The following is a 22,222-nucleotide window of genomic DNA, read 5'->3' on the forward strand; positions in this document are numbered from 1 at the left end:
TGAATGAAGTTGATCGAGCGGCGGATTTTAGCATTGTTGCCGAGCCGCAGCTATGAATCGGTGGTTTCGTCCGGTAATTGCTTCAGATCGTCCGCGCGGCGCAGCCTGTTACGCCGTTCCGTCCCGACCGTGAGGTTGTCGGCATTGTTCTCCAACTTGGGTTCGCTTTGCTGGTAGATTTGAAATTCGGTGACGGAATTTATCGTGGTCAGCGTCGGCTCCTTGTTCAAATAATCGTTAAGCCAGACAACCAGTAACGCGATTGCCAGGCTGGCCGCGCCAGCGATGCCGGCGTCCCGGCCGTAATCGGGTTTCACCGGCTTATCGGGCAGCGAGGCCCAATCCACGACGTCCAGTTGCGGATTGCTTTGCCGTTGTTTGACGTCGATTTCCACTAGACGTTGTTTGGTTTGTTGCAATAATTCTTCCAACTTAACCAGTTCTTCCTGCATGGCTTTGTGTTTGGCGAATTGATTGGTGTATTCGGCGGCTTTTTGTTTATGCTCGGCCATTTGCTTTTGAATGGTCAATACGGTGCGGTGCGCTGCACCGTAGGCGTTTTCGGCCTCTTGCGTGGCATAGCTCGAGCCGGCTTGTTCTTTACTGGCAATTTTTTCATCCAGCTCGGCCAATTGGGTTTTTAAATTGCGTAAGCTGGGGTGAAATTCGATGTATTCGTCGGTGTATTGGCTTCTTTGCGCTTCCAGGCGTTCGCGCAGGCGTTCGGCTTGCTGGGTTAACGCCGCCAGACTTTGCGAATCGGCTTCCGGCACCACGGCTTTGCCTTCCGCGACGGCGGCATGAATGGCGTCCAGCTTGGCCTTGGCTTTCGCTTCTTCTTCCAAGGCGGCATTCAAGGAATTATTTAAACCTTGTAAGCGGGCGTGGGCCTCGTTATCGGTGCTCTCCAGGGAGAGGATGTCATGCTGCAAGCGGAAGGATTCAATGTCCTGGCGTTTGTCGCGCACTTGTTGTTCGAGGCGAGTCAATTCCGATTTGATCGAGGTACTGGCTTTATCGGTGATTTCGGCAATGTACTCCGCGCGAATTTGCTGGTAGGTTTTGATCCAGGTATTTAAGGCCATTTGCAGGAATTGCGGATGACTGCCTTCAGCCGCCAATTGCACTAGATTGGTGTCCGCAACCGGTTTTACCTGGAACAGCTCTTTTAGCTGGTTGATATTGGGATGCTCGATACCAGCCTGCTGTTTTAGCGTCTCGGTGGTTTTTTCCAATACCGGTTGTCCGAGCAAGACCTGCTTTTGAATGTTGACATGCTCCAGATCCGCCTCTGCATGAGTTTGATCAATGTCGGTTGCAGCGGTCGTCAATACTAAGGCTTGGCTTTCAAAAACCGCCGGCTGGAGAAAAACATAGGTTTCGGTAATCAGCAGCAAGGGCAGAAGTACCAGCAAAAATAAGGTCCGGCGCCGTAAACGGCGTGGCCAAGGCGTTGGATGGGAACGGTAAAAGTCGTCTCCGACGATCTGGAAATCATGGCGATAAGGAAACATCACGATTCTCTCCCTGGCGCTAAGTCCGCAGGTTATAGTTTTTGTTGTAATCCGCTTTGCGGAAAATTTTCTCAGCGATCCCTGCCGAGAAAATTTTTAACGCCCGGACCGAGTCTGTGCAAGTCTGCTTCGGTCAAGGGCGATTAAACGACTGTCTGGTTTTGTTGTTGTCGCTACTGACTGCTAACTTCAGTGGGAATTTTGATTGCTCAAGACTTAATTGATAGCCCATTTTCAGGCTTTAGAGCTCAAGATCCGCGCTGGCTGGTCTGCTCTGGTGCCTAAACAGTCAATATCGGCGAGCTGCCAGTTTAAACCAATACAAAAATCAAGCAATTCTTAATTTGCCAACGGCTATAAAGGCTGGGCTTCAGTCTGAGGTTATGTCGGGTCAATAATCGAAGGCGCCAAAGGCGGTGACTTGAACCGAAAGCGATTAGCAAATCGGTTGTAGGCGTGTCACTCAAATCCAAGATATTAGGCCACGATAAAATCTGCTTCGCCTATACTAAAAAGCCTATTGGATTTGTGATCCGCCGCCGGTTTGCGGGCTTTTTGTTCGGACAAGATCGGGTGAACTAGGTATGCTGGCTAACTGGCGTCCGAGGCCTGTCGGACACAATTTTCCTTGATGCCGTTTTGGCGGCTATTTTTCAAATTTTTGGATTTCTACAAATCCCCGATTGGATTGGTATGGCAGATAAAGAGGATGGAATACTCAGAATTCATGTATATGAGCTGAGAGTGGGTATGTGCGTAAGCCGTCTGGAAGCGCCAACGGCGGATTCACCTTTTTTATTGGATAGAATTGTGATTGAAAGTCATGCGGATATTCAAGCCATCCAGGCGATTTGTGATTATGTCTATATCGATGTCAAATACCAAAAATCCTTCTCCGGGGCGATTCCCACCAGAAATACCGAAGCGCGTAAACATCTGAGCTTTGCGCGATCTTTTAACCAAACCGCCAATACCTTTCAACGCACCGGTAATTTAATTAAAACGGTGATGGACGATATTCGTTTTGGGAATCAATTTAGTGTCAGTGAGGTTAAACAAGCTGTTTCCGAGTGCGTCGATAAGGTATTGGAAAACCCCGATACGATGCTGTTGCTGACCCAAATTAAAGATCAGGATCAATATACTGCGCAACATAGTATGAATGTTTGCATATTGTCTATTCTGTTGGGTCGGGAGTTGAATTTCTCGATGGAAGATCTGAATAAAGTGGGTTTTTGCGGCTTGATGCACGATGTCGGTAAAATGAAAGTGCCGCTGGAAATCCTTAATAAACCCGGCTCTTTAGAAGACTATGAAATGGACATCATGCGTAAGCACACGCTCTACGGACGCAACGTGTTAATGTCGGCCCGTAATGTCTATCCCGGCGCTGTTGACGTTGCCTACGATCATCACGAGCATTTGGCCGGTACCGGTTATCCGAGAGGTTTGAACAAAACCACGCTATCGATATTTACCAAGCTGGTAGCGGTGGTCGATACCTACGATGCCATCACCAGTGACCGGGTGTATCAGCGTGGTAAGCCGCATCTTATGGCGTTGGGAATTTTGGTAAAAGGGATGGGACAGCAATTTGAAGCTAATTATGTGACGCAATTTATCAATTGCATCGGATTTTATCCGCAGGGCAATTTAGTGGAGTTAAGTAGTGGTGAAATCGGCTTAATAGTCGAGCAAAATAAGGCCGATAGGCTTAAGCCAAAAATATTACTGATACAAGATGGCAATAAAAACCCTATTGAAGAGAAGATACTCGATTTGTCCTTGAATATTGCCGATGCAAGCGGTAAGCGCTATGGTGTCAAACAGGTGATACGGCCGCAGGATTGTGGTGTCGATTTAGCCAAATATTATCAAGACGGCAAGTTTACGAAAGAATATGCGGTAGTTGGCTAAGGATTTAGTTCTGTAAATTATCTTCCTTGGATATTGTTTTTCAACATGGTTAAAAAAATTAATATTAACCAGCTCAGAAAAGGCATGTTTGTTTGCGGCACCGATCGGAAGTGGCTAGATACCCCTTTTTTCAGAACTAAATTTCTGATTTCATCTGATAAACAAATTAATACCTTAAAAGAGTATTGCCAAACTGTTTCTATCGATACCGGCAAAGGTATCGACGTGGATAAGCCCGCTGAAACCGACATAATCGATTTCGCCAGCCCTGCCGCTGCGGAGATGCCCTGCTGCGCCGAGGAAAGCGATTCTGCTTACCCAGTGAATTGCATCGTCGAATTGCAGACCGATGAATTGGCGGTGGTGGTCCAGAAAAACTCACAATCGCCCTTGCAACCGTTAGTGAAGGTGATCACCAATCCGCAGAAACAATTGCTGTTTCAAGAGCGCCTGCTTGATCTAGCCGATGAGCGGCAAAATCAGACCAAGATAATCAGGGTGTTGGCTAGTGACGAACCGATTGTCGAGTTACTGAAAATGTTTGTCGAACTGGAAAAAACTTAGCCGGCCATTCACTCAGGCGCGTTGTTGGGTTTTGCCGAATAGCTCGTTACTCAGGGCTATGACAGCACGCGGGTCGATTTCGGCAATCGAAAAATCGTTTTTATCCAGCTTGAACGGATTGACCGGTGAAGGCGACTTCAAGGCTTTATTGATGGCGGTTTGATAAATTCGACTGACCGGCGTTGGCCCGAACAAGGTAATCGACGGCCGGTTTAAACCCCAGGCCATATGCGTCGGTCCGGTATCGTTACCGATCACTAAATCGGCCCTGGCCAGCGCCGCTTTCAAATCATTGAGGCTTAATTGCGGTAATACCCGCGCCAGGCTGCGTTCTGCCAGCCATTGCGCCATCCAGTGCTCCTTCTCGTTGCCCCAACTGATCAGAAAATTAGCTTCCAGGCCGAAGATGACCTGTAGAAATTTTTCTAATGGGTAGTTACGGCTGGGCCAAGTCGAGCCGATGACCAGAATGATGTTGGGTTGATCGGCTAGAAAATATTCATCCAAGGCGGTTTGCGGCGGCTGAAAAAACAAAAATGGCTGCTTTGCCTGGATTTGCTCCGGTGTCACATTTAGACCCAGCGGCTGGGTCAGCACGGCGACATTGCGATCAATGGTGTTGGCGTCGTAAGGGTAGGCGACATGCCGGCTGTAAAAAAAAGCCGCCCATTTTTCCCGGATCGAGTCATGATCGAAACCCACACAATTGGCCGACAGCAAGCGCGCGACCACTGCGGACTTAATCAAACCTTGAGCATCCAGCACTAAGTCATAACCCTGCTCGGCATAAGTACGTATTTTGTTTATCTCGGCAAAGACACGCCATTTGTCGGTTTTCAGGGCTTTTAAATTCACACCCAAAATATTATCCAGGTGTGGATTGTCGGCCAGTACGCCGACGAAGCGTTCTTCAACTATCCAGTCGATTTGCGCCAGCGGTAAGGCGGCTTTGATGAATTGCAAGGCCGCCATCGCATGAACGATGTCGCCCAAAGCCGACAATTTGACGATGGCAATTTTCATCGCTCAGGCTTCCAACGCCGCCAGTACCTGTTCCGGCCTAATTTCCGTCAAACAGCGAGTATGGCCCAACGGACACTCACGCTTAAAGCACGGCGAACAATCCAGGTTTAAATCCAGAATCTTCGCCTCGGGATGTAGCGGCGGGGTAAAGCCGGGGTCGGAAGAGCCATAAACCGCGATCAGTTTTTTATCCAGTGCTGCAGCGACGTGCATCAGGCCGGAATCGTTGCTGACGACCGCGTCAGCCAAGGACAACAAGTCCACCGCATCCGCCAGCGAGGTAATACCGGCGAAGTTACGGCAAATGCCGCCCGATAGGTCATTGATTTGTTCCGCAACGGCTTTGTCTTTGTCGGAACCGAATAACCAGACTTGCCAGCCTTGTTCTTCAATTTGCCTTGCTATGGCGGCGTAATGCTGGCTCGGCCAGCGCTTGGCCGGACCGTATTCCGCGCCGGGACACAGGGCCAGGATTTTACTGACAATAGGGCGCAACTCTTCCGAGCCCTCAAGCAGAGCGCTGGGGTGGGGGATTTCGATTAAATCCGCGCCGGTGATCTCGAATTTTTTGCAGACGCTTAATTGTTGCTCGATTGTGATCGCCAGCTTCGGAACCGGGTAAGTTGGTGGCTGCGGCGCCTCTTTCGGCAAACCCAGCGCCACGAAACGTTGCACGGTCATGGTCAGCACAGTCTTATCCAAGGTGTGCACATCGTTCAATAGGCCGCGGCGCAGTTCGCCGAGAAAGCCGGTGCGTTTGGGGATATGCGCAAAGAACGGGATAACGGCCGATTTCCACGAGTTGGGCAGCACAATCGCCTGATCGTAATGCTGGCTTTGCAATTCCCGGCCTATGCGGATTCGCCCCCGCAAATCAAACTGTCCGTGGCCCAACGGCATCGTCAGGCCTTTATGCACTTCCGGCATGCGCTCCAATAGAGGCAAGGACCACGCCGGGGCCAGCACGTCGATCAGGCAGTCGGGATGTTGTTGCTTGAGGGTGATGAACAGGCTTTGCGCCATCACCATGTCGCCGACCCAGGACGGGCCGACGACCAGGATTTTATAAGCTTGCTCCGCCACTTAGGAAACGAGCGTCAGCCATTCCTTGTGGTCCGCGCGGCGACCTTGCACGTAGTCGAAATACAGGGCTTGCAGTTTTTCGGTGATAGGTCCGCGGCTGCCGGAACCGATGTCGCGGTTGTCGTATTGGCGAATCGGCGTGACTTCGGCGGCGGAGCCGGTGAAGAATGCTTCGTCTGCCACATACACTTCGTCGCGGGTGATACGTTTTTCGATCACTTCGTAGCCTTGTTCGCGGGCGATGGTGATCAGGGTATCGCGGGTGATGCCTTCTAAGGCTGAGGTAGTTTCCGGCGTGTAAATTTTGCCATTACGGACGATGAACAAGTTTTCGCCGCTGCCTTCCGCGCAAAAACCTTCGTGGTCCAGCAGCAAGGCTTCGTCGTAACCGGTGGACAAGGCTTCTTGCAGGGCCAAGATGGAATTGATGTAGTTGCCGTTGGCCTTGGCTTTGCACATGGTGCTGTTGACGTGGTTGCGGGTGTACGACGAGGTCCGGATGCGGATGCCTTTTTCCATGTTTTCCGCGCCCAGATAGGCGCCCCAAGTCCAGGCCGCGACCATGACGTGGACTTTCAGGTTATCGGCGCGCAAGCCCATGCCTTCGGAGCCGAAGAACACCATGCTGCGGATATAAGCGCTGTCCAGATTGTTTTTGGCGACGGCGTCGCGATGCGCCTGATTAATCTCTTCCTTGGAAAACGGCATTTTCATGTTCATGATATGCGCGGAGCGGAACAGACGGTCGGTATGCTCGGCCAGTTTGAAAATCGCGGTGCCGGCATCGGTTTTATAAGCGCGCAAACCTTCGAAGACGCCACAGCCGTAATGCAGGGTATGAGTCAAGACGTGGACTTTTGCATCGCGCCAATCAACCCATTTTCCGTCTAGCCAAATCAACCCGTCTCTATCATCCATCGTTGCCATTATCTGAACCTGTTTTGTTTAGTGATTATTGCTGCGCCGCGTCGGCTTAAAATTGACGGAAATTGTACTATAAAGCGCTCTCCGGCAATACCGGCTGCGCAGAAGTCCTGATTTTGGCGTGAGACTGCGTTTGGCAGGCCCAAGATGGATTGTGGACACCGGTGAAATAATTCACTGATTCCACGTGGCATAGGCTACCGACGGCAAGCGCTGTTTGCGATAAATTAAACTCAGCGTCAATTTTTAGAAGTTGCCTAAGGTTGGGAAAATCTTACTGCCATGATTTTTAAAGGCTTTTGTTAGTTGGCGTCACTTATGCTGGTCATTTAGTAGTCAAATCGGCAGATTCGGGAGAGCGTCATGGAAACAAGCAATGAAGTCAACGAAATCAGCACCCTGCGTATCGTGTTTATCGAAACGTTAAGCAGGCAGTTTATCGCCATTACCGGTTGCGGCATTTATGTATACCTCAATCCGCTGACGATTAACGAATTGTTCAACCGCTATTTAAGCAGCAGCGTGCCTATCAATGTATTTGCCAGGCAATGCGTCAGAAATATAGTGGCTTAACTTTGCGCAGCCGACCCGGACGACTAGAGTCGTCCAGGACGTCTCTTGAGCAAATAGCGTCGTCAGGCTTTGGCAAAGCGCCGGCGTGAGCCGAAGAGTACCGCCAACAACAGAAACGCCAAAGCCGCTTGTCCGGCAATCAAGCTTAGACACGCAGCCGGATTTACCGGATGCGCAAAGGCAAAGCGCGGTTGGTCGTGACTAAGTTCATCGCTCCACGCGCTATCGCTCATGATCTTGGGGACGAAATAGTCGCGCCATTGATCTTCAAAGTAATTCACCGCCTTAATATACTCGGCATAGCGCGGCGCATCGATGCCGGCCAGCCTATCGGCCATTTGCACAGCTGCCAGCGCCGGCGACAGCCAAGACCACGCTTCCAAAAACTCGAATTGCGCCTGGCGGGCGCTGTCGAAGCGGGACATCACCGGTCTGATCTGTTGATCCAGAACCAATCCGGCCGGCAGACCGGCGATTTCGCGCGGTAACTCTTTGCCCGTTTGCGGCATCGTCAGGTCGGGATGATCGCTATACCACTGCGCCAGCAGCGCTTGGCGTTGTTGATTGTTTTGCTCCTGGAACTGGCGGATGGCGATGATGCTATCCAGCCGGGAAGGCATCGGTGCATGTTGGTCGGCTGCCCAGGTCAGCAAGGCCGGGCCGGCAAAGGTCAGTATCAACCAGACGCCAAGCATGCCGATGGCCGCCGCCCCTGAGGAGAAGGGCAACAGCAGAAACAAGCCGGCGATGCCAAACCACACCAGTGTGTACAGGCCGGCGAACGCCAGCCAATAAACCAGCGTTTCCAGGCTAAATGCCGGATCGAGCCATAGCGCCAACAGCGAACTGTTGAAAACCACCAGTACCACCACGCCATAGCGCACGCTCAACGCCGCACACACCAAGCGCCAGGGTGCCGACATTTGCGTGCAGACTAAACGCCAGACTCCGCTCTCCTGGTCTTCCTGCACCAGGCCGTAGCTCAAGGCAATCACCATCAGCGGCGTTAGTAGCGCGAACACGGTGGCAAAATCCAGCATGCCCAACTCATGCAGCATCGGGTTGAACAACTGATCGCTGTTACGGCCGTCGGTGTGGCGGCTGCGAGTGGAGATTTTGATGCCGGTACTTAAAAAATCCAGTTGCCGCACGCTCAAGGCCAAACCGCTCAGGGCCGGCAGCCGCAAAGGCGGCGCGGCGGCGCTGGCGGCGCTGGCGGCGCTGGCGGCGCTGGCGGCAAATGCATTGGCTTTGGGGGTGTGGTCCGCCGCTTTCGGGGCGTCATGCATCTCCGCTTGATTGGACATCGCGTTGACGGTCTGCGGGGCTGCGGTGCCGTGTTGACGGAATTCGCGCGCAGCCAAACCCGACCAAACGGCGCTAGCCAGCATCACCAGCAGAAACAAACCTGTCACCCACAGATTTAAGCTGTTGCGTTTAAAACGCAGCCATTCGATGGCGATTAACTGCATCATGGCACCAGCCTCCGAGCGGAAAGACTCAATAAGCCCACCGATAAACCCAACCACAGCAATAGCACTAGTAGATCTAGCTCGGCGGTGCGCAAGGCAAAGCCGATGTCCGGGGCTTGATAGCTAAAGTCCGCCACGCTACGCCAATCGGCCTCAGCGCCGGTGGCCTTGCGCTCCGTGCCGCGGCTACGCTCGCGATCCCAGTCTTCGGTCAGGTTGATAAAATAGTGCCGATATTGTTCGGCGGCGTCTTCAAAATGCCGTTGATGGCTCAAATCCATACCGGCCAAGGTCATGGATAAAGACCGTAGCGCTAGGCTCGGGCCCAGCCAGGACCCCAGATGGCTCAAGTGTTGTTGCTTAATAAAATTGTCGCGCAAGGCGTCGAAATGCAGGGCATGGACCTTAACGGAATAAGCATCGTTGTGCTGACGATTTAAGGACACGAAACCGACCGGCAAATCTTCCTTGCGGGACACCCCGTACTGCGTCAACACTTGTGCTTCGAAGGCTTTGGCGCGTTGCTCGTGGTCGCCGTCGTGGTCCAGGCCGTGGTCAATGTCGTCCTTGATCTCACGCCAAAACTCGCTGGCGCTGGGGTTGGGTGCCAACATTTCCGCAGTCACTGCGCCGAGGCGCGGGGCGATAAACACGCTGGCTAGCCAAAAGCCCAGCAGGCAAAACAAGGTGGTACGGCTGGTGCTAAAAGACGCGGAAGCGGCGATGGCGACTGCGGCGAAGATGCCGTAGTACAGATTTAACAGCAGCAGCAACACCAGCAGGCGCAGCACGTCATCCAGGGTAAACGCGAAGTTGCCTAGCAGTATCACGGCTGCTACCAACAGCGCCGGTGCCAAGACCAGAGCAAATGCGCTTAACAAGCCCAGCAATTTGCCGAACAACAACTCGCCGGCGTTCACCCCCACACTGTGCAACATCCGCAAGGTGCCGGATTCGCGCTCCTGGCTGACCGCATTAAAGGTCAAGGCCACGATCAACAGCGGTAACAGCGCAGTCAGCACGAAACTGGTCGTGGCTTGACCGAAACGGCCGGCCAGCACTTGATCCGCCGCCGGGCTGAAGCGAGTGAGGTTGCGTTTATGCGGTTCCAGCCATAAAGACTGGCCGATATAAGGTCGCAAGCCCGGATCCAGCGCCGCCACCGGCGTGTCCGGCTTGAACACGTAGATGCCGTAATGCGCGGCGGAGTGCGGATTTTTCACGCTCTGCGTATTCCACTGTTCCTTGGCGGTGGTGCCGACGCGGTGTTTCTCCGCGCGCAATTGCTGCAATTCGTAGGCTGATGCCAGGAAAAAACCAACAAACAGTAGCAACAGGGCGATGCCCAAGGTCAGCAAGCGGCCGTCGCGCAGTGTGGCGAGAAATTCTTTGCGGATGATGGTTTTGATCATGCCAAGCCCCGGGCATGCGCCAGATATTTTTGCTCCAGTTCGTCGTGTTGCACGGTGTGGGCGTCGAATTCTTCTACCAGTCGGCCGCTTTTCATGATGCCGATGCGGTCGGCGACTTGCTTGGCGTTGAACAAATCATGGGTGGCCATCAACACCGCCATGCCTTGATCGGCGGCGGCGCGGATGCGTTGGGCAAAGTCGTTGGCCGCGCTCGGGTCCAGGCCGGAGGTCGGCTCGTCCAGCAACATGGCCTTGGCCTGTTTCGCCGAGGCGATGGCCAAGCCCACTTTTTGCCGCATGCCCTTGGAATAAGCCGCCACCCGTTTGCCGTGAGCATCCGCTTGCAGACCGCTGTCCGATAACAAAAGGCGGGCTTTCTCGTCATGCAAGCGGATATTCGCCAGCGCGCAGAAATAAGTCAGGTTTTCCAAGCCGCTCATCACCTCGTACAGCGCGACGTTTTCCGGTAAATAGGCCAGTTTTGTTCGCACCAGATCGGGATTGGCGTGTGGCGATTCACCTTCGATCAGCACTTGTCCGCTGCTGGGCTGGTTGAAGGTCAAAAACGTGCTGATGGTCGTGGACTTGCCGGCACCATTGCCACCCAGCAGCGCGTAAACGCAGCCCTTGGGGATGTGTAAATTTAAATTCTCGACCGCACGGTGTTGTCGATATTCGACAACTAGGTTGCGGGCGGCCAATACGGGGGACTCAGCGTTCATATAAGGTATTTGGATTAAGGTGAATGATCTGCGACGGTCAGCCGGATGGCCTGCCGCCGCGCCCGGCATGTTCAGTATTTTAACGATAGACTGGCGTAATGGGGGCGTTGTACTAACGGGATATTTTCCTGGATATACTGATCCAGGGTATTGTTGATAGCCGATGACGCAGTGTTTTGTTCTGGTGAAGAAGACCTCTGCAACCGTAAAGCGATAGGTTTTGGCGAATTAGTAACGGAAATTCCAGCGGTAATAGCTCGTTCTCAGAGAACGAAAAAGCCGATTGGTACTCGGCGTCTGAGAGCCCGAGTCGGAGGCCTGTTTGTCAAGCCAATTGCGCGCTATTTGATTTGTTTATGAATCGATAGTAAATGATCGTTATCGACCCCTATGTGTAGTTGCAAACTATGTGTAGCTTGTTGATCTTTATTGCCAGAGAGGCCGAGCGCGATTGGGTTTGAGCCGAGATGCTTTAGCCGTAGCTTGAGATAGTTTTACCTGTTTCCTGAAGTGGAATCTCACCCACCTCAGGAAATAATATTGTACGTTGACCATCACGCCGTTAGTTGTCTACTGGATAGCACACTGGCACCCCACGTTGATGCATTCATGCTGCATCTGTTTGATTGCCACTATGCATCCAATACCATCGATAACTACCTTGCCGGACTGACGCATTTTGCTCACTGGCTCACCGAGAGCCATATTGATGTCAAATCCATCGACGAAAGGCTCATCCAGCGTTTCCTGGATGAGCATCGGCCGAGCTGTTGCTGCGAGAAACCGGCATTCTCGGATTCCAAAGACTGACATGCGGCACTGGGACATTTACTGAGAATCCTACGCGCCAATGCCATCATCGCCGATCCATCGATAGGCCATACGCCGGTTGATGAGGAGCTTCGACGATTCAATGACCACATGTATAACGTGCGTGGACTCGCTGCCAGAACACGTAAACAGTATCTTGCCATCGTTTGCAGTTTGTTATTGGCACAGTTTGCCGATCGCGACGTGGTGATTGATGCGATCAAGCCAAACCAGATACGCCAGTTCATAGCCAGCCAAAGCACGCGATGTCATAAAGCGGTTAGTATCGGCGCTACGGTTTCGGCATTACGCGGTTATTTTCGCTATCGCGCCACCCTGGGCGATGCCGTCTATCATTTGATCGGCGTCACCAGTTTTCCGGCCAACTGGCAACAAGCCTCACTCCCGAAGACACTGACCAAAAACGAAGTCGAACGCTTGCTAGGCGCACTTACCCATGATGGCCCGGCGGCACTCAGAACGGCGGCCATTGTGCATTGCTCAGATAATCCGTGTATAACTCTAATTCTGCTTTTTTCATCCTCTCAGAATATCGTAGTTCAGCGTGGGCTGCGTAACATCAGATCCTAACCTATACATTTCGTTCGGCAATCGCAGCGTGATCGCGCTTGGTATCATAGGTGCCATAACCACTGACGGAGTTGATCCGTGCGTCCTGAGGAATCTGGTTAAGAATCCCAATACTTGTGCGTCACCGATACGATTCCACGTGACTTCAAAGGCTCGAATTTCCAGTGTTTCGGCGTCGATTCCCAGATGAACCTTACGCCATTGTCGACGATACTCGGCGCCTTGTTTCTTGTGTTTTCCACTCACCTTCGCCCAGCATTTTCAAGCCTGTGCTGTCGACCAGTAAATGCAAGCCGTTCGGATTAGCCCGATAGGCAGTGCACACCAGCAAACGCTGCTGGTCACAACACAGCGTTGAGTAATATGGCGTCGGCCAATCCGGGTAGGATAACTTCAATAATTTTTTCCGCCAAGCCGGTGACTTGCCGTAATGCCAACCAGAATAGGTTCTTAACCATCAGGTAAAAGTGAATGGTAGCGTCGGAAAATTTCCTTGCCCGACCTCGTTTATCACTAGCAGGCGAAACCCAATCCATGTTCTTATCAACCCAAAACAGCATTGAGACAAGCTGTTTCAAGGATCAGTTTTAGTCTCGCCAATTGGTGGTTCTATAGGTTTTGGCTTGTGGTTTGGGCATTTCGGCTCGCTTACATTGAATTTCCCTACACCATGGGGGACTATAATCAATTTATGCAACAAAGCCGATCTGAAGAGAAAAGCGCCGTTGCAGGCTATACCAGATTTTCTGGAGGGGATTATAATGTTAATCTGTCCTTGGCCAGGAGCTTGGATAGAATAGGACGGCTGCTGAATTTTAGTGCAGCTTATCTAAAACAATTTGTCTGAGCATGCGAATGATAGCTTCAATAGAATTAATAACCGGCGGCACACGGGGACTAACAAATGACGCTAAGATTGTAAAAACCACCCTTGGCGAAAAGTTCGAAGTTAATGTAAATGTGTCTCGCGAAAGAAACTTACATTCGCTTCACAAAAGATTTTTAATAGCTTGCAATCTATTAACTCCTGCAAGTGATCGACTTTTCATATATTTTCAGATTTTGCCGACTGCTTGGCTAAAGCTATCCGAAAATAATATTTTTATCCCTAATCAGGAGTTTGTCAGGGAAGAAACGATAGCAAATCTGGAAAAATGTCATCAGATCTGGTGCAAAACCAAATATGCCCATAAAATATTTCAGAATCGCGGACTCGACTCCCGGTACATCGGCTTTTCTTCGGAAGACATGTACCTGCCGCAGATTGAAAAAGATTTCAGAAAATTTATTCATGTTGCCGGCCGCAGCCACCTAAAAGGAACAAGGATGTTGCTCGAATTATGGGTCAAAAATCCAAATTGGCCCATGCTGAATATAATAACTAGCCAGAGTTACTTTAAAGACAATTTCAAGGCCGATAACATAAATTATCTAAGCGATTTACCCGATACTGCTTTACGGCAGCTAATGAATAAGTGCGGAATCCATCTTTGTCCCTCCGAGACCGAGGGCTTCGGTCATTACATAAACGAAGCAATGTCGACTAAAGCCCTGATTATTACCGTGGACGCACCGCCAATGAACGAGCTGGTACCTCCTGGGCAAGGTTTACTTGCAAAATATTCGCGCGAAGAAATCATGAGTTTAAGTCAGCGATTTTTTGTTGATAAAAACGACCTTCAGAGTCAGATTATCGCTGCGATAGACATGAATCAGGAAGAAAAAGCCGGGATCGGTGAGCTGGCTCGTCAGAGTTTTTTAGCCAGAAAAGTGGAGTTTTCAATGCTACTAAATTTGCAGGTTAACGATTTCCTACAGAAAAAAGTTGGATAGCAATAAAAACCCCATATCGCTGGGGACGTTAAGTGCCTAGCAAAAAGTCAACATGTATTGAGAGCCAAATTCGCGCCCAATTTCGTCAATGGCTTGCTCCAGTTCATCCGGTGTAAATGTCTTGAAAGGCAACCATTCATATTTCATTTTGTGCCACAGTAATTCAATGCGGTTGAGCTCCGGACTATAAGGTGGCAAGAAATAAAATCGCATGCCTTTCTCTTCCAACAAATCCCAATAATGTTTCAGTTTTTTGGCGGTGTGAATGGATGCATTATCCAAAATCACCATCAAGGGTTTGCTGATGCGTTCGATCAAAGCCATCAGGAAACCAAAGAACCACAGACCATTTACGCTGTGCCATAGATGGGCCAGCAGTAGTCGACCCGATGAAAGCAGCGCCCCCATGACATTCATGCGTTGAGCAAGTTTGGCGATAATGGCATGCACTGCGCCGCATTTCGTCCAAGCCTGCAAAACGGAGTGCAAATATCACGTTGTGTTTATTCCGAAGTGCCGTCGCCGAACGCTGTATAGGGCGTTGCGCAAGCATTTGGGCGAGGTGTTCCGAAGGCTAGCAAGTCAAAAAGAAAGCCGAATATTGGAAGGGCATTTGATGCCGGATCATTTGCATATGTTGATATCGATTCCGCCGAAATATGCGGTGTCGCAGGTTATTGGCTACATCAAAGGGAAGAGTGCGATTCACTTGGCCCGTGTTTATGGTGAAAAGAAGCGTAACTTTGTCGGTCAACATTTCTGGGCGCGAGGGTATTTTGTTTCAACAGTGGGTCGAGACGAAACGATGATACGGGAATATATCCGGCATCAAGAACAGGAAGACCAACGAATCGAACAAATGAACCTTTGGCAATGAGTCGCCGCCTGTTGGTGGCTAATGACAAAGGGCCGCGTCAGCGACCCTATTTACCGCTTTGAGCGGTTCACAACATAAAGCCCCCGGCTTTGCCGGGGGATATTTACTTAAGTTGCTCCTCAAGCCCTAGACGAAAACTCGCCGGTTTCGGTGTTGACCTTGATCATCTCGCCGGATTCTATATATTCGGGGACTTGTACTTCCAGGCCGGTACTGAGTTTGGCGGTTTTGGTGCGTTTGGTGGCGCTGGAGCCTTTCATGGATGGCGGGGTTTCGACGATTTGCAGCGTAATGGTGGTTGGTAACTGGATACCTAGCGCGGCGTCGTCCATCAACAGCATGATGATGCCTTCCAGGCCGTCGGTCAGATATAGGGTTTGGCCTTCCAGGTCGTCAGCCGCCAGCGCGTATTGATCGTAAGTTTCGCTGTTCATGAAATAGTAGGTGTCGCCGTCCTGGTAGGAAAACTGCACGTTGCAACGTGAACAATCGGCGGCTTTCAGCATGTCGTCACTTTTGAAGGTTTCGTCCAGTTTTTGCCGGGTTTTCATGTGAGTGAAACGGACTTTGTATAGCGTGGTGGCGCCGCGCGAGGTAGGGTTGCGCACGTCGATGTGTTTCACCACATACGGCTCGCCGTTGATTTCGATGGCGGTTCCCTGTTTTAGTTCGTTGGCTTTCGGCACGGCTTAATCCTCGTTAAATGTTTGATTTGAAATAAATTGCCACTGGCCGTTTACTAGGCCGGACAGCGGTTGATAATCGATTTTGTAGCGCATTTTACGACAGTCTTTGATCCAGTAGCCCAGATAAACGTAGGGCAGGCCCATTTGCTTGGCGGTTTCGATTTGCCACAATACCGCGTAAACGCCGGGGCTATGGTCGGCAAAATCCGGGTCGAAAAAGGTATATACCGCCGATAGCCCGTCGGCTACCACATCGACCACCGCGACCGCCGCCAATTGGCCGCCGATTAAAAACTCCACAAACAGCGTGTCGCACCAGCTGCTGCCGAGGAATTTGATGTAGTCATCGGGCGTGGTTTCGGTGTCTTCACCAGGTTTGTCGTGACGGGCACTTAGATAACGCTGATAAAGCCGGAAATGCCGCGGGTCGAACTCGGCGTTTTTGACGACTACCCGGGTTTGCGCATTGCGCTTGATACAGCGCTTTTGTTTACGGTCAGCTTGGAATAAGGCCACCGGCAGCCGCGTCGGCACGCAAGCCTGGCAGGCTTCGCAATAGGGTTTGTAGACATGGTTGCCACTACGCCGGAAGCCCTGGGCTATCAATTGCGAGTAAAGTGGCGTATCCATTTTCACCGACGGATGTACGAAGCCGGAACGTGCCAGATGATCGTCCAGATAGCCGCAGGCGTGGCCGCTGTCCAGCCAGAGCGGGATGGAGTTCATGCTTGCCAAGCGTCGGGTGTCGGTGCTTGATCGCAGAGCCGGTCCAGCAGCTCCACGAAGCGGCTGCGGCGGATTTCCGCCGCCCCCAGGCTGAGTAAGTGTTCGCTGCTGACCTGGCAATCGATGACTTGATAACCCCAGGCGCTAAGCTGCTGCACCAGATGCACAAACACCACTTTGGAGGCATCGGTTTTACGATGGAACATCGATTCGCCGAAAAAGACCTGGCCGATGGCAATGCCGTACAGGCCGCCTACCAACTGGCCGTCCTGCCAAGCTTCGCAGCTGTGTGCGATACCCAGGTGGTGTAGTGTGGTATAGGCTTGGCGGATGTCGTCGGTAATCCAGGTGCCACCTTCGTCGCGACGCGGCGCCGCACACGCATCGATTACTTGACGAAAGGCGCTGTCGTAACGAATCTCAAACAATTGTTTGCGCAGGGTTTTCGCCAGGCTGCGAGAAATATTCAGTTGTTCCGGAAACAATACCAAACGCGGGTCGGGCGACCACCACAGAATAGGCTCGCCGGGATTGAACCAGGGAAATACCCCGTGCCGGTAGGCATTGACGATGCGCTGTGGCGACAGGCAACCGCCAAAGGCCAGTAAGCCGTTGGGTTGTTTCAAGGCCTTATGCAATGGCGGAAAGGCTTGGTGCGGATGATCCGGGTCGAGCAGGGTGAGTTGCATAGGAGGCGCGTGATGTCCGGGTTGGCGCTGGTTTGTTCAGTAAGCTAGCTTACCAAGGTTTGTAGGCTGCCGACCAGACTGTTGATAACGGTGCGTAGACACAAAATTTCGCACGTCCAACTCACGACGCATCCATTTTGTAACCAAAGCCGCGCACGGTTTTCAGCAATTTCAGCTCGTAATCGTCGTCGATCTTCCGCCGCAGCTGGCGAATATAAACATCCACCACATTGGTCAGCGGATCGGCGCTATAGCCCCAGACTTGTTCCAGAATGCGTGTGCGGCTCAATACTTTACCCGGCATGCGCATAAAGCATTCCAGCAAGGCAAACTCCTTGGGGGTTAACTCGATAACGTTATCGCCGCGTCTTACCTCGTGAGTTTCGCCATTAAGTACCAGGTCTTCGATACGCAATTCCTTATCGTCCTGCTTCACTTCGCCGCCGCGCCGCCTGAGTAAAACTTCGATACGAGCCAGCAATTCTTCAAAGGCGAACGGCTTGGTCATATAGTCGTCGGCACCGGAGCGCAGGCCGGCTACTTTGTCTTGCACGGTATCGCGCGCGGTCAGCATCAAAATCGGGGTGTCGATGCCGTTGCTGCGCAAGCGTTCGCAAATCTGCCGGCCGTTCATGTCCGGCAGGCCCAAGTCCAGAATAATCACCTGAAAGCTGCCTTCGGTACCCAAGGCAATGGCCTCTTGCCCGCTACGGGCCACCTCCACGGCATAGCCCTCGGCTTTTAAGCCGCGTTGCACGAAATCGATGATACGCTCGTCGTCTTCAACCATCAGTACCCGCATATAGCCTATTCCCGTCAGAGTATTGGTTGTCATGTATTTATCATTCATATGAAAATCCGTCCTATGCTACCGTAAGCAGGGGTAGTGTAACCGTAAATGTCGATCCGGCGTTTTCGACGCTACGTACCGCGATTTGCCCGCCGTGGGCTTGCAGGATGGATTTGGCCATCGGCAAACCCAGGCCGGAGCCGTCGTCTCGGGAATGCTGGGCATTGCTGCTGCGGAAGTGGCGTTCGAAAATTCGATCCAGATCCTCGGAGGGTATGCCTATGCCCTGATCGGTCAGGCTGAAGCAGGCCTGTTTACCGTCGCGCCATAACGCCACAGCGATATGCCCGAGCGGTTTGGAATAGCGGCAGGCATTTTCGCCCAGAATGAACAACACCTGCCGTAGCCGCTGCTTGTCGCCGCGCACCAGTAACGGTCCGGAAGGCGCGTCCAGGCTGACAGAAATCGAATATTCTTGCGCCATCACTTGAAAATCCTCGACGCTGCTGGCTACCAAATCCGCCAAATCCACTTTATTCCATTCAAATTGCAGATTGGCCGTGTCGGCGCGGGCCAGAAATAGTAAATCGTTCACGTATTTACCCAACTGCATCGACAGCTCGACGATGCGTTGCAATGCGTCTTTGTATTCTTCGGCATCGCGGTCCTGGCCGCGCAACGTCACTTCCGCTTCGCCGCGAATCACCGTGATCGGCGTGCGCAGTTCGTGGCTGATGTCCGCCAAAAACTCACGGCGGGCATTATCCATGCGCTTTAATTCCTCGTTCAATAGATTAAGCTCAAAGGTCCGCTCGGTCACTCGCTCTTCCAACACGGCGCGGCCTTCGCGTAGTTTATCTTGTTGAACTTCCAGTTCCTTGGCCATTTGATTGAAGTGGCTGGCCAGATAGGCAAATTCGTCGCGGCTGTCCAAAGCGATGCGGTAATCCAGGTTGCCGGAGGCGATTTCGTCCGTGCCTTTCATTAGCGCTTCGATAGGTTTTTTAAACGCGCGCAGCAACATGATGCCGGCTACCAAGCTGAATAACGCCGCGGTTAACGAAGCTAAAATCGCCGTCCAGCGCGACTTTTCCACCAACATTTCCAACTCGCGCTTGGCTTTTTGGGCCTTTTCCCGTTCGGCGTTGATGGCGGCGTCGATTAGGGGTTGGAATTTACCGTCGATTTCCTCTTCTGTGAACTTGGCTAAAGCCTGCACGGCATTAGTCAGCTTACCTTGCAAGCGCAGCCGCTCCACTTCTTCGAAGCGATATTCGCTGGCTTCCAGGAAAGCGGTGAGATGGGCGACTTTCTCCAATTCCGCGGGCTTATTGGTCCATTCTTCGCTGGCGCTGTCTGTGTCCGGCGCTTTGACGGCGGTGTCGCGCAGGGTTTGCATGGCCTCGTAAAGACGGCGTTTGGAAGATTCCACGCCGGTTTCCGAATTGGGGTTGGCGGTGATCAGCCGGTCCATGCGTTGCTTGAAATGGCGATAAGCTTCCTGCGAAAGCTGTTCGTAATCGTCGAAGGTTTCGTAGGCGGTTTGGCTGTGTTGAAAATAGCGCGCTACTTCGTCGGCGCCCCAATACAAGGCAATGCCCAAACTCAACACAAAGCAGAAAGAAACAACAATGACTATCGCCAAGCGAAACCGAAACATTGGCCCTATTTGCCTTCGCTAGTCTCGTCCAGTTGCTTTTCCATCGACCGGATGGCTTCCAGTTTCTCGCGCAGCAGTCTTGATTCTTCTTTCTTGGAGCCGGCGGCGTCTTTCGTTTCCAGCACGTTTTGCACGGTTTTGTGTTTGCGTTCCAATGAGCCGAGTTTTCTTGATGCGCTGTTGATGCGTTTTAATGCTTCGGTGTGAATGGCAACCAGGTGGCGCATCCGTTCGTCGCTCAGGCCTGCGGGCGGAATGCCGGCAATTTCATCGAGAATTTTGGGAATGTCGCCACAGGCATCTGACAATAGGCGGCCTACCATCAAATGCAGTAACACGCCAATCTCGGGTTCGTCTTTTTGGCGCTTCATCAAAGACCGGCATGTCTCGGTGCGGCTCGCCGTGGTCATGTTGGCCAGATTGTTGCCAAAATCCAGCAACTCGTCTATGTCCGAATGCACCACCGGCGCACTGTAAACGGTTGGAAAATGTTCCTTGACGCTGGAATCCATCTCGGCGCAGCCGCTGATTGCCAACAATGATGCGATCAGTGTCAATACGCGCATGAATTGTGCCTGCATGTTGCTTAATTCTCCCCGGTTAACGGAATTTGAACCCTGATGCGGGCTCCTTGTTGGTCTTGACGGGCATCGATGACTTCCACTTTGCCTTGATGATTGGCGACGTATTCCTTGACGATGGCCAAGCCCAGGCCGGGGCCGTCGCCGGTATCGCCGGCCTTGCCGCGATAAAACGGCTCGAAGATATGATCGCGTTCGTCGATGGCGATACCGGGGCCTTCGTCTTCCACTTCCAGTTCCATCAAAGTACCGGCGTCGCGTAATATGACGCGAATTTCACCGCCTTCCGGCGAAAATTTCACGGCATTGGTCAGCAATTGTTCGATGATTGCCCGCAATTGTTCGGGAATGCCGGCAATTTCCACCGGCCTTGCCAGCATGCGGATAGCGATGGCTTTACTGCTTAAAACCGGTTGAAAATCGTCAACGACGGTTTCCAGCATATCTTTGATGTTTACGCTTTCCTTGCGATTGATGTCGGGCAGGGAATTGATCCGACTGTAGCGCAGTAATTCCTCGGATACGGCGCTTAACTTTTCGATATTGGCGCATAAATGCAAAACAGTGGCTTGCCGCATGCTGTTGGGGTCGTAGTCGGTTTCGCCGGCCAGCAATTCGGCATCCTGACGCAGGCTTGCCAACGGCAGTTCTATCTCGCGGGCGACGTTTTGCATAAATTGTTGCTTGGACACTTCCAGTTCCAGTAAGCGAGTGCGCAGCCACTCCAAACGGTTGCCCAGGTAACGTAAATCCGACGGGCCGTTCACCAGAATCGGTTCGGCCAGCTCGCCCGCGCCCAAACGGCGGATCGAAAGATCAAGTTGCCGCATCGAACGCGACAATACGATCAACAGAACGGCAATCACCCCGAACGAAATCGCCAGTAATACTGCGCCTTTAACCAACAGGCCATGCTCCAGCGATTCGGACAATTGGTGCAGTTCGTTGAATTCGTGATCGACGTGGTTTTCAAACTCGCGCGATAGGGTGGCGGCGGATTCGCGCAAGCCCTGAAAAGCTTCGTCTATCGGTAGCTCCAGATTGTTTTCGTCATCCGAGCCGATGATTTGCTGGTAAATCAGGTTTTCTTTTTCGGATAATTCATTGACCAGCAGTGCGATTTTGTTATCGACGTGCAGTTTTAGTAAATCACCCAAAGCCTGTTTAAACGAGGCCCGCACGGTTTCGTAGGATTGCCGTTCGTAGGGTTGGCGCAGCGTCGGGTCGGACAGCAACACAAACAGTTTGGCCTTGCGCTCTATATCGGAGGCTTTTTGTAAAACCAGGCGGATGGTTTTGGTTTGTTCGAAGACATGCGTGTTGACGGTGCGGCCCAGCGCCGAGGTCTCGCGCATGCCAAAAGCAGCGTACATCACGGCCAGAAACAGCGGAATCACCGCAATGACAAAGCCCAGAATGATCAGGGACTTTAACGATAAAAAATTTTTAAATTTCATCCTTGTGCGAGAAGCAATAAATCACTCCATAGTATAGTTGAAACGGTATCCTAAAAATTGGCCCTAAATCCGTCGCAAACGGCATTGCCCAGCGGCCATAAGGCTGGCGGCGGCAAATATCGGGAGGCGCAGGCCGGATGCCCTGAGTTTAGAAAAAGGTGGTTTAGCGTTGGCGATGGTGGCGCAAATGTCGGTCGCCGGCCCAAGCGTGCGATTATTTGCGCCCGGCCTTCACATACCATCGCTGCTGCGGGGATGACGCTACCCGGAAATGTAAGGACAGGGGTAGTAGAGTTGGAGGGTATTAAGGCAAAATTG

Annotated in this window: 22 protein-coding genes and 1 pseudogene; 7 read left to right on the top strand and 16 right to left on the bottom strand. The window is 52.0% G+C overall.

Annotated features, from left to right (window positions below):
• Positions 1-50: 50 nt before the first annotated feature.
• Complete coding sequence (locus ACR02O_RS06690; RefSeq protein WP_494523050.1) at positions 51-1,517, bottom strand: GumC family protein; 1,467 nt, start codon at positions 1,515-1,517, stop codon at positions 51-53.
• A gap of 690 nt (positions 1,518-2,207) precedes the next feature.
• Between ACR02O_RS06690 and ACR02O_RS06695 the strand changes: the two genes are divergently transcribed.
• Both ACR02O_RS06695 and ACR02O_RS06700 read left to right on the top strand, forming a co-directional pair.
• Positions 2,208-3,431: an HD-GYP domain-containing protein gene (locus ACR02O_RS06695; protein WP_205451302.1), complete on the top strand. Its 1,224-nt coding sequence runs from the start codon at positions 2,208-2,210 to the stop codon at positions 3,429-3,431.
• Positions 3,432-3,476: 45 nt separating this feature from the next.
• Positions 3,477-3,995, top strand: coding sequence for a DUF3391 domain-containing protein (locus tag ACR02O_RS06700; protein WP_319961927.1), 519 nt, complete (start codon positions 3,477-3,479; stop codon positions 3,993-3,995).
• 12 nt (positions 3,996-4,007) lie between these two features.
• On the opposite strand, the gene waaC is transcribed toward ACR02O_RS06700, so the two are convergent.
• From waaC to ACR02O_RS06715, 3 genes are read right to left on the bottom strand one after another with little or no spacing between them, the layout of a single operon-like run.
• A complete protein-coding gene (gene waaC / locus ACR02O_RS06705) occupies positions 4,008-5,018 on the bottom strand; it encodes a lipopolysaccharide heptosyltransferase I (RefSeq protein WP_458139155.1) in 1,011 nt (336 codons plus the stop codon).
• 3 nt (positions 5,019-5,021) lie between these two features.
• Entirely contained in the window at positions 5,022-6,047 is a 1,026-nt protein-coding gene (gene waaF, locus ACR02O_RS06710) for a lipopolysaccharide heptosyltransferase II (protein WP_494523456.1), read from the bottom strand.
• A gap of 54 nt (positions 6,048-6,101) precedes the next feature.
• Positions 6,102-7,028: a branched-chain amino acid transaminase gene (locus ACR02O_RS06715; RefSeq protein ID WP_020483273.1), complete on the bottom strand. Its 927-nt coding sequence runs from the start codon at positions 7,026-7,028 to the stop codon at positions 6,102-6,104.
• A gap of 360 nt (positions 7,029-7,388) precedes the next feature.
• Here ACR02O_RS06715 and ACR02O_RS06720 point away from each other — a divergent pair, with 360 nt between their 5' ends.
• Positions 7,389-7,598, top strand: coding sequence for a hypothetical protein (locus ACR02O_RS06720; RefSeq protein ID WP_033159049.1), 210 nt, complete (start codon positions 7,389-7,391; stop codon positions 7,596-7,598).
• A 62-nt stretch (positions 7,599-7,660) separates the two neighbouring features.
• On the opposite strand, the gene ACR02O_RS06725 is transcribed toward ACR02O_RS06720, so the two are convergent.
• Genes ACR02O_RS06725 through ACR02O_RS06735 form a run of 3 tightly spaced genes read right to left on the bottom strand, consistent with a single transcriptional unit; the run spans position 7,661 to position 11,204 of the window.
• Positions 7,661-9,073, bottom strand: coding sequence for a DUF3526 domain-containing protein (locus ACR02O_RS06725; RefSeq protein WP_494523051.1), 1,413 nt, complete (start codon positions 9,071-9,073; stop codon positions 7,661-7,663).
• A complete protein-coding gene (locus ACR02O_RS06730) occupies positions 9,070-10,482 on the bottom strand; it encodes a DUF3526 domain-containing protein (protein WP_494523052.1) in 1,413 nt (470 codons plus the stop codon). Before ACR02O_RS06730 ends, ACR02O_RS06725 begins: the two co-directional genes overlap by 4 nt.
• Positions 10,479-11,204: an ABC transporter ATP-binding protein gene (locus ACR02O_RS06735; protein WP_494523053.1), complete on the bottom strand. Its 726-nt coding sequence runs from the start codon at positions 11,202-11,204 to the stop codon at positions 10,479-10,481. Before ACR02O_RS06735 ends, ACR02O_RS06730 begins: the two co-directional genes overlap by 4 nt.
• A gap of 540 nt (positions 11,205-11,744) precedes the next feature.
• Between ACR02O_RS06735 and ACR02O_RS06740 the strand changes: the two genes are divergently transcribed.
• Positions 11,745-12,014: a site-specific integrase gene (locus ACR02O_RS06740; RefSeq protein ID WP_458139159.1), complete on the top strand. Its 270-nt coding sequence runs from the start codon at positions 11,745-11,747 to the stop codon at positions 12,012-12,014.
• Between the two features lie 63 nt (positions 12,015-12,077).
• Positions 12,078-12,605: a site-specific integrase gene (locus tag ACR02O_RS06745; RefSeq protein ID WP_494523457.1), complete on the top strand. Its 528-nt coding sequence runs from the start codon at positions 12,078-12,080 to the stop codon at positions 12,603-12,605.
• 10 nt (positions 12,606-12,615) lie between these two features.
• On the opposite strand, the pseudogene ACR02O_RS06750 reads toward ACR02O_RS06745, so the two are convergent.
• Positions 12,616-13,183, bottom strand: a pseudogene (locus ACR02O_RS06750) (IS5 family transposase); the annotation flags it as partial.
• 277 nt (positions 13,184-13,460) lie between these two features.
• Between ACR02O_RS06750 and ACR02O_RS06755 the strand changes: the two are divergent.
• Positions 13,461-14,438 carry a glycosyltransferase gene (locus tag ACR02O_RS06755; RefSeq protein WP_458139160.1) on the top strand — a complete coding sequence of 326 codons (978 nt, stop codon included), beginning with the start codon at positions 13,461-13,463 and terminating at the stop codon, positions 14,436-14,438.
• 36 nt (positions 14,439-14,474) lie between these two features.
• Here ACR02O_RS06755 and ACR02O_RS06760 read toward each other — a convergent pair whose 3' ends face one another.
• Complete coding sequence (locus ACR02O_RS06760) at positions 14,475-14,927, bottom strand: transposase (protein ID WP_458139161.1); 453 nt, start codon at positions 14,925-14,927, stop codon at positions 14,475-14,477.
• Here ACR02O_RS06760 and tnpA point away from each other — a divergent pair.
• Entirely contained in the window at positions 14,878-15,315 is a 438-nt protein-coding gene (gene tnpA / locus ACR02O_RS06765) for an IS200/IS605 family transposase (RefSeq protein ID WP_458139162.1), read from the top strand. The two genes, ACR02O_RS06760 and tnpA, sit on opposite strands and share 50 nt — an antisense overlap.
• Positions 15,316-15,434: 119 nt before the next feature.
• Here tnpA and efpL read toward each other — a convergent pair whose 3' ends face one another.
• The 7 genes from efpL to ACR02O_RS06800 all read right to left on the bottom strand — a co-directional run bounded on the left by efpL (position 15,435) and on the right by ACR02O_RS06800 (position 21,904).
• Positions 15,435-16,001 (bottom strand): elongation factor P-like protein EfpL, encoded by a 567-nt coding sequence (gene efpL, locus ACR02O_RS06770; protein ID WP_033159245.1) that lies wholly within the window; start codon positions 15,999-16,001, stop codon positions 15,435-15,437.
• Between the two features lie 3 nt (positions 16,002-16,004).
• Positions 16,005-16,727, bottom strand: coding sequence for an arginyltransferase (locus ACR02O_RS06775; protein WP_458139163.1), 723 nt, complete (start codon positions 16,725-16,727; stop codon positions 16,005-16,007).
• Entirely contained in the window at positions 16,724-17,416 is a 693-nt protein-coding gene (gene aat / locus ACR02O_RS06780; protein WP_458139164.1) for a leucyl/phenylalanyl-tRNA--protein transferase, read from the bottom strand. Before aat ends, ACR02O_RS06775 begins: the two co-directional genes overlap by 4 nt.
• A gap of 121 nt (positions 17,417-17,537) precedes the next feature.
• A complete protein-coding gene (locus ACR02O_RS06785; RefSeq protein WP_225587271.1) occupies positions 17,538-18,251 on the bottom strand; it encodes a response regulator transcription factor in 714 nt (237 codons plus the stop codon).
• Positions 18,252-18,279: 28 nt separating this feature from the next.
• Complete coding sequence (locus ACR02O_RS06790) at positions 18,280-19,866, bottom strand: sensor histidine kinase (RefSeq protein ID WP_494523054.1); 1,587 nt, start codon at positions 19,864-19,866, stop codon at positions 18,280-18,282.
• A 5-nt stretch (positions 19,867-19,871) separates the two neighbouring features.
• Positions 19,872-20,432, bottom strand: coding sequence for a hypothetical protein (locus ACR02O_RS06795; RefSeq protein WP_494523055.1), 561 nt, complete (start codon positions 20,430-20,432; stop codon positions 19,872-19,874).
• Positions 20,433-20,452: 20 nt separating this feature from the next.
• Positions 20,453-21,904: a sensor histidine kinase gene (locus ACR02O_RS06800; protein WP_494523056.1), complete on the bottom strand. Its 1,452-nt coding sequence runs from the start codon at positions 21,902-21,904 to the stop codon at positions 20,453-20,455.
• Positions 21,905-22,222: the final 318 nt, after the last annotated feature.

The organism is Methylomonas sp. PHL2-19 (genome assembly GCF_059331595.1).